Genomic DNA, 14,244 nt, shown 5'->3' with positions numbered 1-14,244 from the left:
TGAAGAACCTGTGAAGGAGCCATTTGCACCCGATGCTCTCAGTCGATCTTCATCGGATTCTCATGAATCTGGTTCACATTGAGGTAGTACCCCGAGCCGGGTGACGGTCGAGTGCTGGAGGTGTCCAGGTGAGTGCATCGCAAGGCGGAAGAGCTGACTCGATGTTGGTTTATCGTGTCTGCTCTTCCAACGCAGCGAGGTGCTTGCCTGGGCGCCTCCAGTGCCGACCGTCACCCGGCTCGGGGTACTAGATGCCAGCGCGGATTCTCGTCGCCGAAGACGACCTGAAGCAGGCGGAGCTGATCCGGCGGTACCTCGAGCGGGAGGGGCACCTGACCGTCGTCGTGCACGACGGGCGGGCCGCGATCGACGAGGCCCGCCGGCGCAGCCCTGACCTGCTGGTGCTCGACGTGATGATGCCGAAGGTCGACGGCCTGGACGTCTGCCGGGTACTACGGGCCGACCGTGACACTGGCGCAGACGTGCCGATCATCATGCTGACCGCGCGCTCCACCGAGGACGACCTGCTGCTCGGCCTGGACCTCGGCGCCGACGACTACCTGACCAAGCCGTACAACCCGCGCGAACTGGTGGCTCGGGTGCGGACCGTACTGCGGCGCACCCGGAGCAAGGCCGAGGGTGAGGTGTACCGCGTCGGCGAACTCGAGATCGACCCGAGCCGGCACGAGGTCCGGCTGGCCGGCCGCCTGCTCGAGGTGACACCGGCCGAGTTCAAGATCCTGGCCTGCCTGGCCGCCTCACCCGGGCGGGCCTTCTCCCGGCAGCAGTTGCTGGAGCACGCGTTCGGGTTCGACCACTACGTCTTCGACCGGACCATCGACGTTCACGTGATGAACCTGCGCAAGAAGGTCGAGCCGTCACCCGGCACACCGGCGTACCTGAAGACCGTGTACGGCGTGGGCTACAAGCTGGCGGACAAGGTGGTGACGTCGGATGCGTCGTAGTGTGCTCGTCCGCTTCCTCGGTCTGTCGCTCGCGGTCGCGCTCGGCGCGGTGATCGCGACCGCGGTGATCGCGACGTACAGCACCTCGGAGAAGCTCCAGGGTGAGATCGACGCGAACACCGGCCAGTTGCAGGTCGACGGCGAGATCTTCGGCACCCTGTCCGACTACGCGGCCAACCACCCGACCTGGGCCGGTGTCGACAGAGAGGTCCACCGGCTCGCGGACCAGCTCGGGCGACGGGTCGCGCTGACCGAGCCGGACGGCACCGTCATCGCCGACTCGGCCCGCATGCTCGGTGCCGGGCCGGCGCTCCCGTCAGTGCCGGCGGCAACCATCGACGCACGGAGCCAGGGCGGCGGCTTCGCGTACACCGGAGCGGTGAGCGCTGTCGCGTTCCGCAAGGCAGCGGTGGTGATGGCGGGCCAGGCGATCACCAGCAAGCCGTCCGCGCCGCTCCCACCGATGTATTTCGGCTGGGGAATGACCGACGAGGAGGCGCGCGCACGCGATCGGCTCGCGGACAAGGCCGCTGCTTGCTATGAGGCCGAAGGCAAGAGCACCGTGGTGTCGAAAGTGCAGGGCACGCCCCAGGTGATGGTCGAGTCGGACCGGTCGGTCGACGGCGTCAGCATGATGCAGTTCGCCAAGCCCGGCCAGGGGGCCAAGGACAAGTGCGTGCCGGCCGGGCTGAATGCGCCGAGCGCGAAGGCCAAGGTGGTCAACGACGACGAGGTCCGCCGGGCGACCGAGTGCCTGGACAAGGCCGGCGAGACGTACACGATCGCCGCCGAGAACGGCCTCCGGATGGTGCTGCCGGACAACAAGACCGACGTCACACCGACCTTCGCCGACTGTACGACGCAGGCCCGCACACAGGCCCTGACGCCGTACGTCGCTCCGGAGGCAAAGCTCTACCTGGGTGCGAAGAGCACGTTCAACGTGTTCTCCGGTGAGGGCATGCTGCGGACCGCGGCGACCGCGCTCGGCGTACTGCTGATCGCGGCGCTGGTGATGATCTTCGCTGGGCGCCGGCTGGTCCGTCCGATCGTGGCGCTGACCGGAGCGGCCCAGCGGATGCGGAACGGCGACCATGCGGCTCGGGTCCCGGTGACCGGGAAGGACGAGGTGTCCCGGCTCGGGCACGCGTTCAACGCGATGGCCGAGTCGATCCAGCAGCACGACCACCAGCGCAAGGCCATGGTGAGCGATGTCGCCCATGAACTGCGGACCCCACTGGCCAATATCAAGGGCTATCTGGTCGCGTCCGAGGACGGCGTCGTACCGCTGGATCGTGAGCTGGTGACGTCGTTGCTGGAGGAGACCGGACTGCTCGAGCATCTCGTCGCCGACCTGCAGGATCTGGCGCTCGCGGACGCCGGCATGCTCCGGCTGCACCGCGCGCCGCGGGACCTGTCCGAGCTGGCGCAGCAGGTGGTATCGGCACATCGACCGGCCGCGGAGACCGCCGGCGTATCGCTGACGGCCGACGTACCCGAGTCAGCTCCGGCCTCGATCGACAGCGCCCGGATTCGCCAGGCACTCGGCAACCTGGTCTCGAACGCGATCCGCTTCACGCCGTCCGGCGGCCAGGTCGTGCTCGGCGTACGACGTGTTGCCGACGGCTACGACCTGACCGTCACCGACAACGGCAGCGGAATCGCGGACGAGCACCTGCCACACCTGTTCGACCGGTTCTACCGCGCTGAGCAGTCCCGCAACCGGACGACCGGCGGCAGCGGCCTGGGTCTCGCGATCACCAAACACCTCGCCGAAGCACACGGCGGCCGCATCACCGTCACCAGCCGCCCCGGCGACGGATCGGTCTTCACGATCTGGGTCCCGGCTGGTTGACTCGGCGTGTGGCGGGCCGGAAAGCGCGAGTGGCGGATGTCCATGAGGTTGCCTTGGGGATGCCGCACGTCACCGTCTGGAAGAAGGACACCGACAGCGAACGCCCGGTGTACCAGGTCGGCGGGAAGTCGTTCGTGTTCTTCCGGACGGCGCGACCGGACGCGTTCGACCCGGACACCGGCGAGCGGTACGACGACGTGATCGTGTTCTGGGTGGAGTCCCAGGACGACAAGCTCGCGCTGGTGTCGGACGAGTCGAACCCGTTCTTCACCACCCCGCACTTCGACGGCCACCCGTCGGTCCTCGTCCGGGCGAGCCGGATCGGCGAGCTCACCAAGCAGGAACTGACCGAGATCGTCCAAGACGCCTGGCTCGCCCAGGCCTCCAACCGCCGAGCCACCACCTGGCTCGCCGACCATCGGCTGAGCTGACCTTCCGACTGCCAAACTGAGCAGGTGAGCTACCCACCGGGCGGACCGGCCGCGCCCAACTACGGACAACCACCGCGCAAGAACCGAGCCGGTCTGATCATCACCCTGCTCGTGGCACTCCTGATTGGGGTCCTGATCACGGGCGGCGTCCTCGTCGTCAGGCTGGTCTCCGGCCGGCAGACGCCAACCGCGGCGCCCACCAAGATCGTCTCGGTGGCAGTCAAGACGCCGAACCCGTCACTGAAGCTCCCGACCAGAACGATCCAGCTGCCCACGGGCAAGCCGACGACCAGGCCGTCGGCCACCCAGCAACCCGCCAGATCACCGGAGCCGCCCGGAGCCGCCGTGGCCAACGTGGCCCGGCGTTTCGTTGCTCAGCTCAACGCCAACAACCCCACCACCGCGACCGCGTTGGCCTGTCGGAGCGCGAAGCAGGTGATCCCCTTCCTGATGCACCAGTACCTGAAGCCGCCGACCCGGCTCACCACGGCGATGACCCCGATCGGTCAGCAGATCACGTTCGTCGTCCAACTGTCGGGCACCACCAAAGGCGCGACGGTGTCGGGCATCGTCGTGATCCAGCAGCTTGCGCCGGAGCCGACCTGCGTCCGCGCCTTCTCGGTCACACCGGGCTGAGCGGCGCGAGCGCGCGAGCGGTGTCGAGGAGGTCGGTGCCGGTCGGCAAGGTCGCGATGATCGGGGTGTCCAGGCCGTTGGCGACGTACCGGGCGATGTGCTCGCGGCACTCGTCCGGGGTGCCGTGGACGATCAGGTCGTCCAGGACCTCGACCGGTACGGCGGCCATCGCGGCGTTCCGGTCGCCCGTGGCCCAGGCCGCGCGCATCTCTTTCATCGCGGCGCCCCGGCCGAGCCAGTCGTGGAAGGCGGCGTACCCGGGCACGGTCAGGTAGGTCGCGATCAGGAAGCGGCCGATGTTGCGCGCCATCTCCGCGTCCTCGGTGACGCAGACGAAGATCCGCGCGGCCAGTTCCTTGTCCGGCCCGAGCTCAGCCCGCACCTGGCGTACGTCGTCGGCCGACAACCAGTTGGTGATCGCGCCGTCCGCCTCCCGCGCGGCCAGCTTCAGCATCTGCGGACGCAGCGCCGCGAGCATGATCGCCGGCGGCACGTCCGGCGCCTTCTCCAGCCGGAACCGCTGGATTTTGAAGCTGTCGAACTCCCCGTCCACCCGCTCCCCCGCGAACGCCTGCCGCAGGAACCGCAGTACGTCGCGGGTCCGGGCCAGCGGCGGGTCGTACGCGATCCCGTTCCACCCGGTCACGATGGTCTCCGACGACGCCCCGATCCCGAGCACGAACCGCCCCGGCGCCAGCTCCGCGAGCGCGGCCGCGCTCATCGCCAACGCAGCGGGCCCCCGCGTGTGCACAGGTACGACGGCAGTCCCCAGCCGCAACCGGTCGTCCCACTCGGACGCCAGCACCAGCGGCGTGAACGCGTCCGCGCCGGCCACCTCGGCCGACCACAGATCCGTGTAGCCCAGCGACGCCAACTCAGCGACCAGCGGCCGATGGTCGCGCAGCGGCACCCCGGTCAACGGAACGGTCAGACCCCAACGCATCAGTCAGATCATCCTCTTCAGCAACGGCAGTGGTGCGTACCGCATCACCCGGGCGAGCGGGCTCCACGGCCACGGCGGCACGTACGCCGTCGCCTTCTCCGCCTCGATCGCCGCGACGATCGCACGGACGCCGGGAACAGTGTCGACGATCAGCGGGGTGTTCGCGAGATGCTCGTTCATCTCCGAGCGGATGTACCCGGGGAAGATCGTGCTGATCTTGATCGGCTTGCGGAGCAGCTCCAACCGGAGCCCTTCGGCCAGCGCGGCGACACCGGCCTTCGTCGCGGCGTACGTCGTGACCGTCTTCGGCAGCCCGCGCACCGCCGAGACGGACGAGATGAACACGAGGTGCCCCGCATTCCGCGCCCGGAACAGCTCCATCGCCGCCTCGGCCTGGGCGAGTGCGCCGACGAAGTTGGTCTCCGCGGTCTGCAGGTTCGCGTCGAACCGCCCGGTGCCCAGCGGTGCGCCCTTCCCGAGGCCGGCGTTCACGATGACCCGGTCGAGTCCGCCGAGCTCGGCGTCTGCCTTCCGGAACACCTCGAAGACCTGCTCGTGATCGGTGACATCGAGCTTGTGGATCACCACGGTCAGCCCGGGATGCCGCTCGGTCAGCTCGGCCCGGAGCGCCTCCAGCCGGTCCTCGCGGCGCGCGGTGAGCGCGAGGTTGTGGCCCTTGGCGGCGAACTGCCGGGCCATCTCGTCCCCCAGCCCGGCACTGGCGCCGGTGATCAAGATGTTGCGTCTCATGGGGAGCCTTATCTGTAGGAGAGCAACTCGCTGCCGTCGAGATGCCCGTGCTCGTTGTAGCTCACCACAGTCAGTCCGCTCCGACCGGACACGACCTTGGTGATCGCGGTGTTGATCGTGATCGGGTTGAGCCGCGACCACAGCTCATCGCTACCGGACAGCAGCCGGCTCACCACGGCCGCGATCGGACCGCCCGACGTGAAGACCACAGCAGTCTCGCCCTTGCCCAGTCGCTCGGCGGTACGTCGTACTGCGGCTTCGGACCGGTCACAGAAGGCGCGGAACGTCTCGGTGTAGCCGCCACCGCCCTCGACCCAGCGCTGGGTGGCGGCGGTGAACATCTGCTGGAAGGCACGCTCGGGGTGGCCGGTCCGGCTGAGGTCGGCCAGCATCACCGCACGTCGCTTGTAGGCGGGCTTGTGCGCCACGACCAGCTCGGTGTGATCGAACTCGTCGAAGCCCTTGTCCTCTTCAGCGGTCGCTTCGGCGAGCGCGAGCGCCGCGGTCTGGGCGTGCCGCCGCATCGAACCACGCAGCACGAGATCCGCGGTCACCCCGCGGGCGAGCAGCGCCTTTCCGAGCACGGTCGCCTGTTGCTCGCCTTGGGGCGAGAGCTGGTCGTAGTCGGTCCGGCGGAAGGACGCCTGGGCGTGCCGGACGAGGTAGATGACGGCCATCAGGCTCGCCGCATGATCCGGCGGCAGCGCCACTCGAGCAGGTTGACCGGCCGCCACATGGTCTTGAACCGCGGGTTGTGGGTCTGCTTGTGGTGGTAGCGGTAGTAGATCTGCTGCGCGATCACGGCCAGCCGGAACAACCCGAACACCTCGTAGAAGGCCCAGTTCTCCGGTTTCAGTCCGGACCGCTCGGCGTAGTACGCGACGATCTCGTCCCGCGTCAGCATGCCGGGTACGTCGGACGGCTGCAGGCGGAACCGGCGGAACGCCCAGTCGTCGTCCGCCTGGACCCAGTACGCCATCGCGCTGCCGAGATCCATCAACGGGTCGCCGAGGGTCGCGAGCTCCCAGTCGAGAACGCCGACCACCCGGAGCGGGTCGTCCGGCGCCAGCACCACGTTGTCGAGGCGGAAGTCGTTGTGGATGACGCAGGTGCGTACGTCGGCCGGTTGGTTCTCGGCCAGCCAGGCCATCACGCGCTCGTAGCTCGGCACGTTCCAGGTCTTGGCCTTGCGGTACCGATCCGACCAGCCGTTGATCTGGCGTTCGACGTACCCCTCGCCTCGGCCGAGATCGGCCAGCCCGGCGGCCTCGGCATCGACGGCGTGCAGCTCCACCAAGGTGTCGATCAGCGTGTAGCCGAGCTGCCGGGTCTGGTCGGCGGTCAGGTCGACGCCGAGCGCGGACGTCCGCGGGATCGTGCCCGCGATCCGCTCCATCACGTAGAACTCGGAACCGATCACCGCGTCGTCGTTGCAGTGGGCAACCATGGTCGGGACGTACGGAAAGACCGGTTTGAGACCGGACTGGATCCGGTACTCGCGGCCCATGTCGTGCGCGCCCTTGGCCTTGGTCCCGGCCGGCGGGCGGCGCAGGATCAGGTCGTGGCCGTCGTACCGCAACAGATAGGTCAGGTTGGACGCACCGCCGGAGAACTGCTTGACCTCCGGCAGTCCGGCCGGCAACTCGGTCTGCTGCCGGAGCCAGCGGTCCACCGCCGGTACGTCGAAGGCGTCCTCCTCGCGGACCGCCCGCGCGCCATCACCCACGGGCAGCGGCCTCGGCGCGCTCGCGGGCCCGGGCGGCGATCTTGCGCATCTGCCGGTCGTACAGCGGCCGGGCGAACCGCTTGGTCCGCCACGCCATCAGCGCCGGCCGGTCCGGGATGATCAGGAACTGCTTCTTCTTGATCCCCGCGATCACCCCGGCCGCGATGTCGTCCGCCGTACGCGGCGACTTCTCGATCAGCTGCCGCGCCGTCGCGCCCATGGCGGTGTCCTCGCCCTGGATCGAGTCGCCGAGATTCGTCCGGAAGAACGACGGGCAGACGACGGAGACGGTCACGCCGTACGGATGCAGCTCGTGCGACAGCGTCTCCGAGAGCGCGACGACACCGGCCTTGACCGTGTTGTACGAGCTCATCATCGGCGGGTGAACCAGACCGGCCGCGGACGCGGTGTTGACGATGTGACCCGAGCGCTGCCGCTTGAAGACCGGTGTGAACGCACGACAGCCGCGGACGACACCCATCAGGTTGATGTCGACGACCCGGTCCCACTCGTCCAGCGTCTCGACGTCGATCCGGCCGCCGGTGGCGATCCCGGCGTTGTTCACCAGGATGTCCAGGCCGCCCCAGTTCTGCTCGCACCATTCGACCGCCGCGGCCCAGTCCTCGGAGCTGCGGACGTTCAGCCGCAGATAGTCCTTCGGCCCGTCGTCGGCGACGTCCGTACACAGCACCTGGTGGCCGTCGGCAACGAACCGGGCGACCAGCGCGGCGCCGAGCCCGCTGGCGCCGCCGGTGACGAGGACGCGGCTCACTTGACCTCCCGGGGCAGGTACGACGCCAGTTCGAGCCTGGCGATGACTCCACGGTGCACCTCGTCGGGGCCGTCCGCCAGCCGCAACGCCCGCGCACTCGTCCACGCGGCCGCGAGCGGGAAGTCGTCCGACAGCCCGCCGCCACCGTGCAACTGGATCGCCATGTCGATCACGTCCTGCGCCATCCGCGGCACCGCGACCTTGATCTGGCTCACCTCGCTCAGCGCACCCGCCAGCCCTTCGGTGTCCAGCAGGTACGCCGTCTGCAGCACGAGCAACCGGGCCTGGTTGATCGCGATCCGGGCGTCGGCGATCCGCTCGCGGTTGCCGCCCAGGTTGACGATCGGCTTGCCGAACGCGGTCCGGGTGGTGCCACGCTCCAGCGCGAGCTCGAGCGCCATCTCCGCCAGGCCGATCAACCGCATGCAGTGGTGAACCCGGCCCGGACCCAGCCGTCCCTGCGCGATCTCGAACGCCCGTCCGGGCCCGACCAGGATGTTCGACGCCGGCACGCGGACGTCCGTGAACGACACTTCGCCGTGGCCGTGCGGCTCGTCGTACCGGTGCATCGTCGGGAGTAGACGCTCGACCTTCACACCAGGGGTGTCCCGCGGGACGAGCACCATCGTGTGCCGCGCGTACCGAGGGGCGTCCGGGTCCGTGAGGCCCATGAAGATCAGGAGCTGGCAGTCCGGGTGACCGACGCCGGTGCTCCACCACTTGCGGCCGTTGATGACGACCTCGTCGCCCTCGATGACCGCGGTCGCCGCCATGTTGGTGGCGTCCGCCGACGCGACGCCCGGCTCGGTCATACAGAACGCCGACCGGATCGCGCCGTCGAGCAGCGGTTCCAACCACTGCTTCTTCTGCGCGGCGTCGCCGTACCGAAGCAGCACTTCCATGTTGCCGGTGTCGGGCGCGTTGCAGTTGAAGACGTACGGCGCCAGGAACGACCGGCCGGTGAGCTCGGCGATCGGGGCGTAGTCCAGGTTCGGCAGGCCCTCGCCGTACTGCTCGTTGCCGGGCTCGGCCGGCGGGAGGAAGAGGTTCCAGAGTCCCTGCTTGCGGGCCTTCGCCTGCAGCTCCGCGAAGACAGGCTGCGGCTGCCACGGATCGGCGGCCGCCCGGGTGGCGGCCTGCATCTCCGCCTCGACCGGCTCGATCTCAGTCCGGATGAACTCCGCTACCCGGCCGATCAGCTCACTCGCCCGGGCGGAAGGTTCGAATCCCATCAAGACTCCTTCAGGTCGCCTTGACCGTAGCTCAGCCCCTAAGCAATGCTCAATAGCATGGATCACCGACTGACAGCGGAGGACCGCAAGAAGCAACTGGTCCGGATCGGGCTGATGATGCTGCGCACCCAGCCGATCCACGAGCTGTCGATCGACGCGATCGCCGGGCAGGCCGGCATCTCCCGCAGCCTGCTGTTCCACTACTTCCCGAGTAAGCGTGACTACTACGTCGCCGTGATCTCAGCCGCCGGCCGCCGCCTCCTGCGCGTCACCAAGCCGGACGACTCCCTCCCGCCCGACGAGCAACTGCACGAGATGCTGATCCAGTTCGTCGCGTTCATCACCCGCCGGCGCACGGCGTACATCTCCTTCGTCCGGGGCGCCGCCGGCGGCGACAACTACGCCGTCAAGGTGTACGACGAGACCCGCGCCGGCCTGACCAAGCGCGTGCTGACGTACCTCGGCCTCCCCGAGGTCGCCGAGTCACCGGCCTCGAGCGAGTACACGCGGGTTCACGCCTGGCTCGCGTACACCGAAGACCTCGCCATCGAATGGTCCGGCCTCCCGGAGAAGGACCGCCAGTCGACCGACAAAGAACTGGTCACCCACGCCATCGAAGCCCTCCACCTGCTGCGGAAGCTGTAAGCCGGACCGCCGCACTCTTGACAGACCCCACACCCGAGCGTTGTCTGAGGCCGCTCGTGGGAGTCGGGGTCGACGTAAGGAGTGCGATGAGAAGACAGGCATTCGGGGTTGCTCTGGCACTGGCCGTGAGTTCGCTGACCGTTCCCGCCGCCGAGGCCCAGCCCTCGACCAGTCAGGCGCGGGTTTGGGTGACGACGCCGGATCGGGTGGAGCTCCTGCATGAGCGGGCCCCGGTTGCGTTCCAGCGCGGGGCCAGCGACCTGACCACGATCACGGTCGACCCACGTACGTCGTACCAGACCATGGATGGCTTCGGCGCCTCGATCACTGATTCGTCCGCGAACGTGCTGTACCGGCTCAGCCCGCAGGACCGCGAGCAGACGATGCGCAAGCTGTTCGACCCGAAGCAAGGCATCGGCGTCAGCTTCCTGCGCCAACCGGTCGGGTCGTCCGACTTCACCGCCGAGGCCGAGCACTACACGTACGACGACGTACCAGCGGGCCAGACCGACTTTGCGCTGAAGCAGTTCAGCATCGCGCACGACCAGCAGCAGGTACTCCCGCTGCTGCGCCGCGCCAAGCAGCTCAACCCCACGCTGAAGGTGATGGCGACCCCGTGGAGCCCGCCGGCGTGGATGAAGACCGGCGACTCGCTCGTCGGCGGCCGGTTGAAGGACGACCCCGCGGTGTACGACGCCTATGCGCGGTACCTGGTGAAGTTCGTCCAGGCGTACGCCACGGCCGGCGTACCGGTCGACTTCATCTCCGTGCAGAACGAGCCGCAGAACCGCAAGCCCAGCGCGTACCCCGGCACGGACATGCCCGTCCGGCAGGAGGCCGCGGTGATCTCGGCGCTCGGACCGCTGCTCCACAAGGCGAGTCCGCGGACGAAGATCCTCGGCTACGACCACAACTGGACCACGCACCCCGGTGACATCGAGTCCACTCCGCCCGGCGAGGACCCGGAGACCGACTACCCGTACAAGCTCCTGCAGACACCAGCGGCGAAGTGGATCGCGGGTACGGCGTACCACTGCTACTCCGGTGACGCCTCGGCCCAGACCGCACTGCACAACGCGTTCCCGTCGAAGGGGATCTGGTTCAGCGAGTGCTCCGGATCGCACGGGCCGGACGACACCCCGCCGCAGATCTTCCGCGGCACGCTCACCTGGCACGCGCGCAACCTGATGCTCGGCACCACCCGCAACTGGGCGAAGTCGGTGGTCAACTGGAACATCGCGCTCGACTCGACCGGCGGCCCGCACCTCGGCGGCTGCGACACCTGCACCGGCCTGGTCACGCTGCAGCCGGACGGCACGGTCACGACCGATGCCGAGTACTACACGATCGGCCACCTGTCGAAGTTCGTGAAGACGGGTGCGGTCCGGATCGGCAGTACGTCGTACGGGACGACTGGATGGAACGGGCAGCTGATGTCCGCCGCCTTCCGCAACCCGGACGGTACGACGGCTCTCGTCGTACACAACGAGAACGACGACCCCCGGAGCTTCGCGGTGGCGGTCGGTGACAAGTCCTTCGAGTACGAGCTGCCGGGTGGCGCGATCGCGACGTTCACCTGGGGACGCGTGTCGGCGGACGTCCCGCAGCCGGTCTCACTCGACGGCGCGACGGCGACCGCATCGGTGAACGGCGCCGAGGCAGGTATGGCGATCGACGCCGACGGCTCGACGGTGTGGACGAGCAAGGAGGCACAGGCGCCGGGTCAATCGGTGCAGGTGGACCTGGGCTCGCCTCGCTCCTTCCGCCAGCTCGCCCTCGACAGCGGCGGCCAACTCGGCGACTTCGCCGCGACCTGGAGCGTTGCCGTAAGCAACGACGGCACCCACTGGTCCAAGCCGATCACCGGCAACTCAACCGGCCAACTGACCACCGTCACCCTGCACCCGACAGTCGCCAGGTACATCCGCGTGACCTCAACCTCCACCAGCGACCACTGGTGGACCCTCGCCGACCTCCGCCTCTACCGCTGACCCTGCTACGACAGTTGGGATTCGATCCAACGGGCTGTGGCGGCGGCCTGGTTGTTGGTGGTGGCGATCAGCTGGAGGCCGACCGGGAGGCCGTTGGTCGGGAGGGGGAGGCTGATGGCTGGGTGTTTGGTGAGGTTGGCCAGGCGGGTGTTCTTGAGTAGCTGGGACCGGATCGCCTTGCTGCCTTCGGGTGTGGCGGCGTCGGCGATCAAGGGCGCCGTGCAGAGAACAGTCGGAGTGAGTACAGCGTCCACCCGTGCGAGGACGCGCTCCAGCTCAGCCGTGATCTCGATCGCCCTGGACCGGGCAGCGCCGTACTCCGCGGGCGTGACCTCCGCCGCCTCGCGGAGCCGCTCCTGCACGTCGGTTTGGTACTGCGCCATCGACCGTCCAGTGTGATTCGCCACCGCCTCGGGGCCCTGGATATGAGCGGCAGTAGTAAAACTGTCTCCCCAATCGGGCAACTCGACGTCGACCAACTCCACGCCCGCCGCCGAGAGACGACCCAGCGCGGCCGCCCACGCCGCACCAACCTCGTCAGTGAACTCGAGGTACTCCGGATTGGTCACCACACCAAGCCGCGTCGGCGGAGCGGCGGCAAACGTGGTGTCAGAAAGTACAGACAGTGCATAGACCGCATCGGCAACAGTCGAGGTCAGTACGCCGACGTGGTCAAGGCTCTGCGACAACGGGAACACCCGGTCGGCCGGCAGCGTCCCGTACGCCGGCTTGAAGCCGACCACTCCGCACAACGCCGCCGGGATCCGCACCGACCCAGCCGTATCCGTACCGATCGCCAACGGAACCACCCCGGCCGCGACCGCAGCACCAGCGCCCGCGCTGGACCCACCCGTCATCCGCGACGGGTCATGCGGGTTGCGGCAAGGCCCGAGCCGATTCGACGTACCCGTGCAGCCGTACGCGAACTCGTGCGTGTGACTCAGCCCGATGATGATCGCACCGGCCGCCCGCAACCGGCGTACGACGTCAGCGTCCTGCTGCCCGACCTCGTCCATCGACGCCGACCCGCAACGGTACGGCCATCCCTCGACTTCGACGATCTCCTTCATCAGAACCGGCACACCCGCGAGCGCGCCGCTCCGGTCGTGACGTGCCGCGCGCTGCAAGGCTCCGTCGGCGTCGAGGTGGACGACAGCGTTCGTCCCGGCCGTCTCCTCGGCCCGGATGAGCGCAGTCCGGATCAGCTCAACAGGATCCACCTTGCCGGCCCTGACATCGGCCGCGATCTCCTCCAGCGATTGCACGCTCTCATCACACCATGTCGGCCCTATCCCAAGTCCCGCGGTCCGGGCAGTGATCGGGGCAGTCCGAACGACGGGAACACACTGTTCTCGAACCGGGTCATGGCGCAGATCCGGTCGCCGGCAACAGTGAGGACGAGCAGGCCGGTGCCGTGGCGGACGCCGGTCGGAGCGTGCAGATAGATCCCGAACGCCGGCTGCCTGTTGGCCCGGGTCGGTACGAGATCGAACCTGCGCCCCGTCCCGAACAAGTCGGAACAGAAGCGGCCCACGACGTCCCGGCCCTGGTACTCGAGCGGCAGCGGCGGCATCGACATGAACACATCGTCGGTCAGCAGGTCCACCAGCGCAGCGATGTCGGCCGCTTCGTACGCGCTGACGAACTTGGCCACGAGCACATCCTCGGCAGGCGACCCTGCGACGGCAGTGTCCGGCCGCCGTTGCTGCAGGCCGGCACGGGCCCGCTTGAGGGCGCTCTTGACCGAGTCGACGGTCGTGTCCAGCATGTCGGCCGTCTCCCGCGCGTGGAATCCGAGGACGTCGCGCAGGACGAGTACGGCGAGCTGACGCGGTGGCAGCAGTTGCAGCGCAGTCACGAAAGCCAGCGAGATGGACTCGGTCTGCTCGTAGCGGGCCTCCGGGCCGAGCGGCAGATTGATCGCATCCTCGAGAAGCTCGTCCGGGTACGGCTCGAGCCAGGCGACTTCGCCGAGCCGGGTCGGCTCGGGCGGTTCGATACCGGGGATGTCCCACTCCTTGGCCGGACGGCGGCTGGCCGAGCGCAGCGCACTGAGGCATCTGTTGGTGGCGATCCGGTAGAGCCAGGTGCGGATCGAGGCGCGGCCCTCGAACGTGCCGAGACCCCGCCAGGCCGACAACAGGGTGTCCTGGAGGGCGTCCTCGGCATCCTGGAACGAACCGAGCATCCGGTAGCAGTGCACGTGCAACTCGCGGCGGTGCGGTTCGGTCAACGCCCGGAACGCGTCGCCGTCCCCGTCCCGCGCCCTGCTGATCAGGTCTGCTCTCATCGACTCCACTC

Annotated in this window: 14 protein-coding genes; 6 read left to right on the top strand and 8 right to left on the bottom strand. The window is 68.5% G+C overall.

All coding sequences use genetic code 11. The annotated features are described in order from the left end of the window. Positions 1 to 251 precede the first annotated feature (251 nt). The 4 genes from ACIBG5_RS28565 to ACIBG5_RS28550 are packed head-to-tail and all read left to right on the top strand — an operon-like array spanning position 252 to position 3,884. Positions 252 to 965 carry a response regulator transcription factor gene (locus tag ACIBG5_RS28565; protein WP_396394547.1) on the top strand — a complete coding sequence of 238 codons (714 nt, stop codon included), beginning with the start codon at positions 252 to 254 and terminating at the stop codon, positions 963 to 965. Further along, positions 955 to 2,817 carry a sensor histidine kinase gene (locus tag ACIBG5_RS28560; RefSeq protein WP_396394546.1) on the top strand — a complete coding sequence of 621 codons (1,863 nt, stop codon included), beginning with the start codon at positions 955 to 957 and terminating at the stop codon, positions 2,815 to 2,817. The genes ACIBG5_RS28565 and ACIBG5_RS28560 overlap by 11 nt, the downstream gene beginning before the upstream one ends. Positions 2,818 to 2,876: 59 nt before the next feature. Continuing rightward, positions 2,877 to 3,248: an MmcQ/YjbR family DNA-binding protein gene (locus ACIBG5_RS28555; RefSeq protein WP_396394545.1), complete on the top strand. Its 372-nt coding sequence runs from the start codon at positions 2,877 to 2,879 to the stop codon at positions 3,246 to 3,248. A gap of 24 nt (positions 3,249 to 3,272) precedes the next feature. After that, positions 3,273 to 3,884, top strand: a complete 612-nt coding sequence (locus ACIBG5_RS28550; RefSeq protein WP_396394543.1) for a hypothetical protein — start codon at positions 3,273 to 3,275, stop codon at positions 3,882 to 3,884. On the opposite strand, the gene ACIBG5_RS28545 is transcribed toward ACIBG5_RS28550, so the two are convergent. From ACIBG5_RS28545 to ACIBG5_RS28520, 6 genes are read right to left on the bottom strand one after another with little or no spacing between them, the layout of a single operon-like run. Next, entirely contained in the window at positions 3,871 to 4,827 is a 957-nt protein-coding gene (locus ACIBG5_RS28545; RefSeq protein WP_396394541.1) for an LLM class F420-dependent oxidoreductase, read from the bottom strand. The two genes, ACIBG5_RS28550 and ACIBG5_RS28545, sit on opposite strands and share 14 nt — an antisense overlap. A 3-nt stretch (positions 4,828 to 4,830) precedes the next feature. Beyond that, positions 4,831 to 5,577 carry an SDR family oxidoreductase gene (locus tag ACIBG5_RS28540; protein WP_396394540.1) on the bottom strand — a complete coding sequence of 249 codons (747 nt, stop codon included), beginning with the start codon at positions 5,575 to 5,577 and terminating at the stop codon, positions 4,831 to 4,833. An 8-nt stretch (positions 5,578 to 5,585) separates the two neighbouring features. Beyond that, positions 5,586 to 6,287 (bottom strand): histidine phosphatase family protein, encoded by a 702-nt coding sequence (locus tag ACIBG5_RS28535; protein WP_396394538.1) that lies wholly within the window; start codon positions 6,285 to 6,287, stop codon positions 5,586 to 5,588. Continuing rightward, on the bottom strand, positions 6,254 to 7,303 hold the full coding sequence (locus ACIBG5_RS28530; protein WP_396394536.1) for a phosphotransferase family protein: 1,050 nt from the start codon (positions 7,301 to 7,303) through the stop codon (positions 6,254 to 6,256). Before ACIBG5_RS28530 ends, ACIBG5_RS28535 begins: the two co-directional genes overlap by 34 nt. Beyond that, the gene (locus tag ACIBG5_RS28525; RefSeq protein ID WP_396394534.1) at positions 7,296 to 8,075 is read right to left on the bottom strand and encodes an SDR family NAD(P)-dependent oxidoreductase; all 780 of its coding nucleotides are present in this window, start codon (positions 8,073 to 8,075) and stop codon (positions 7,296 to 7,298) included. Before ACIBG5_RS28525 ends, ACIBG5_RS28530 begins: the two co-directional genes overlap by 8 nt. After that, positions 8,072 to 9,307 (bottom strand): acyl-CoA dehydrogenase family protein, encoded by a 1,236-nt coding sequence (locus ACIBG5_RS28520; RefSeq protein ID WP_396394532.1) that lies wholly within the window; start codon positions 9,305 to 9,307, stop codon positions 8,072 to 8,074. Before ACIBG5_RS28520 ends, ACIBG5_RS28525 begins: the two co-directional genes overlap by 4 nt. 57 nt (positions 9,308 to 9,364) lie before the next feature. On the opposite strand from ACIBG5_RS28520, the gene ACIBG5_RS28515 reads away from it, so the two are divergent. Together ACIBG5_RS28515 and ACIBG5_RS28510 are read left to right on the top strand one after the other, a co-directional pair. Further along, on the top strand, positions 9,365 to 9,952 hold the full coding sequence (locus tag ACIBG5_RS28515; protein WP_396394530.1) for a TetR/AcrR family transcriptional regulator: 588 nt from the start codon (positions 9,365 to 9,367) through the stop codon (positions 9,950 to 9,952). Between the two features lie 86 nt (positions 9,953 to 10,038). After that, positions 10,039 to 11,943: a discoidin domain-containing protein gene (locus tag ACIBG5_RS28510; protein WP_396394528.1), complete on the top strand. Its 1,905-nt coding sequence runs from the start codon at positions 10,039 to 10,041 to the stop codon at positions 11,941 to 11,943. A 5-nt stretch (positions 11,944 to 11,948) separates the two neighbouring features. On the opposite strand, the gene ACIBG5_RS28505 is transcribed toward ACIBG5_RS28510, so the two are convergent. Both ACIBG5_RS28505 and ACIBG5_RS28500 read right to left on the bottom strand, forming a co-directional pair. Continuing rightward, positions 11,949 to 13,208: an amidase gene (locus ACIBG5_RS28505; protein WP_396394526.1), complete on the bottom strand. Its 1,260-nt coding sequence runs from the start codon at positions 13,206 to 13,208 to the stop codon at positions 11,949 to 11,951. A 23-nt stretch (positions 13,209 to 13,231) separates the two neighbouring features. Next, entirely contained in the window at positions 13,232 to 14,233 is a 1,002-nt protein-coding gene (locus tag ACIBG5_RS28500; protein WP_396394524.1) for a sigma-70 family RNA polymerase sigma factor, read from the bottom strand. Positions 14,234 to 14,244 lie beyond the last annotated feature (11 nt).

This window comes from Kribbella sp. NPDC050241 (genome assembly GCF_044459685.1).
GTDB lineage: Bacteria > Actinomycetota > Actinomycetes > Propionibacteriales > Kribbellaceae > Kribbella.
Note: the sequence above shows the minus strand (reverse complement) of the source record. Positions and strands in the feature narration are given on the sequence as shown.

What these genes read in the sequence shown, in the direction of transcription:
- ACIBG5_RS28560 (WP_396394546.1), top strand. Translation starts at nt 955, where the DNA reads ATGCGTCGTAGTGTGCTCGTCCGCTTCCTCGGTCTGTCGCTCGCGGTC.
- ACIBG5_RS28515 (WP_396394530.1), top strand. Translation starts at nt 9,365, where the DNA reads ATGGATCACCGACTGACAGCGGAGGACCGCAAGAAGCAACTGGTCCGG.
- ACIBG5_RS28555 (WP_396394545.1), top strand. Translation starts at nt 2,877, where the DNA reads ATGCCGCACGTCACCGTCTGGAAGAAGGACACCGACAGCGAACGCCCG.
- ACIBG5_RS28510 (WP_396394528.1), top strand. Translation starts at nt 10,039, where the DNA reads ATGAGAAGACAGGCATTCGGGGTTGCTCTGGCACTGGCCGTGAGTTCG.
- ACIBG5_RS28565 (WP_396394547.1), top strand. Translation starts at nt 252, where the DNA reads ATGCCAGCGCGGATTCTCGTCGCCGAAGACGACCTGAAGCAGGCGGAG.
- ACIBG5_RS28545 (WP_396394541.1), bottom strand. Translation starts at nt 4,827, where the DNA reads ATGCGTTGGGGTCTGACCGTTCCGTTGACCGGGGTGCCGCTGCGCGAC.
- ACIBG5_RS28520 (WP_396394532.1), bottom strand. Translation starts at nt 9,307, where the DNA reads ATGGGATTCGAACCTTCCGCCCGGGCGAGTGAGCTGATCGGCCGGGTA.
- ACIBG5_RS28500 (WP_396394524.1), bottom strand. Translation starts at nt 14,233, where the DNA reads ATGAGAGCAGACCTGATCAGCAGGGCGCGGGACGGGGACGGCGACGCG.
- ACIBG5_RS28540 (WP_396394540.1), bottom strand. Translation starts at nt 5,577, where the DNA reads ATGAGACGCAACATCTTGATCACCGGCGCCAGTGCCGGGCTGGGGGAC.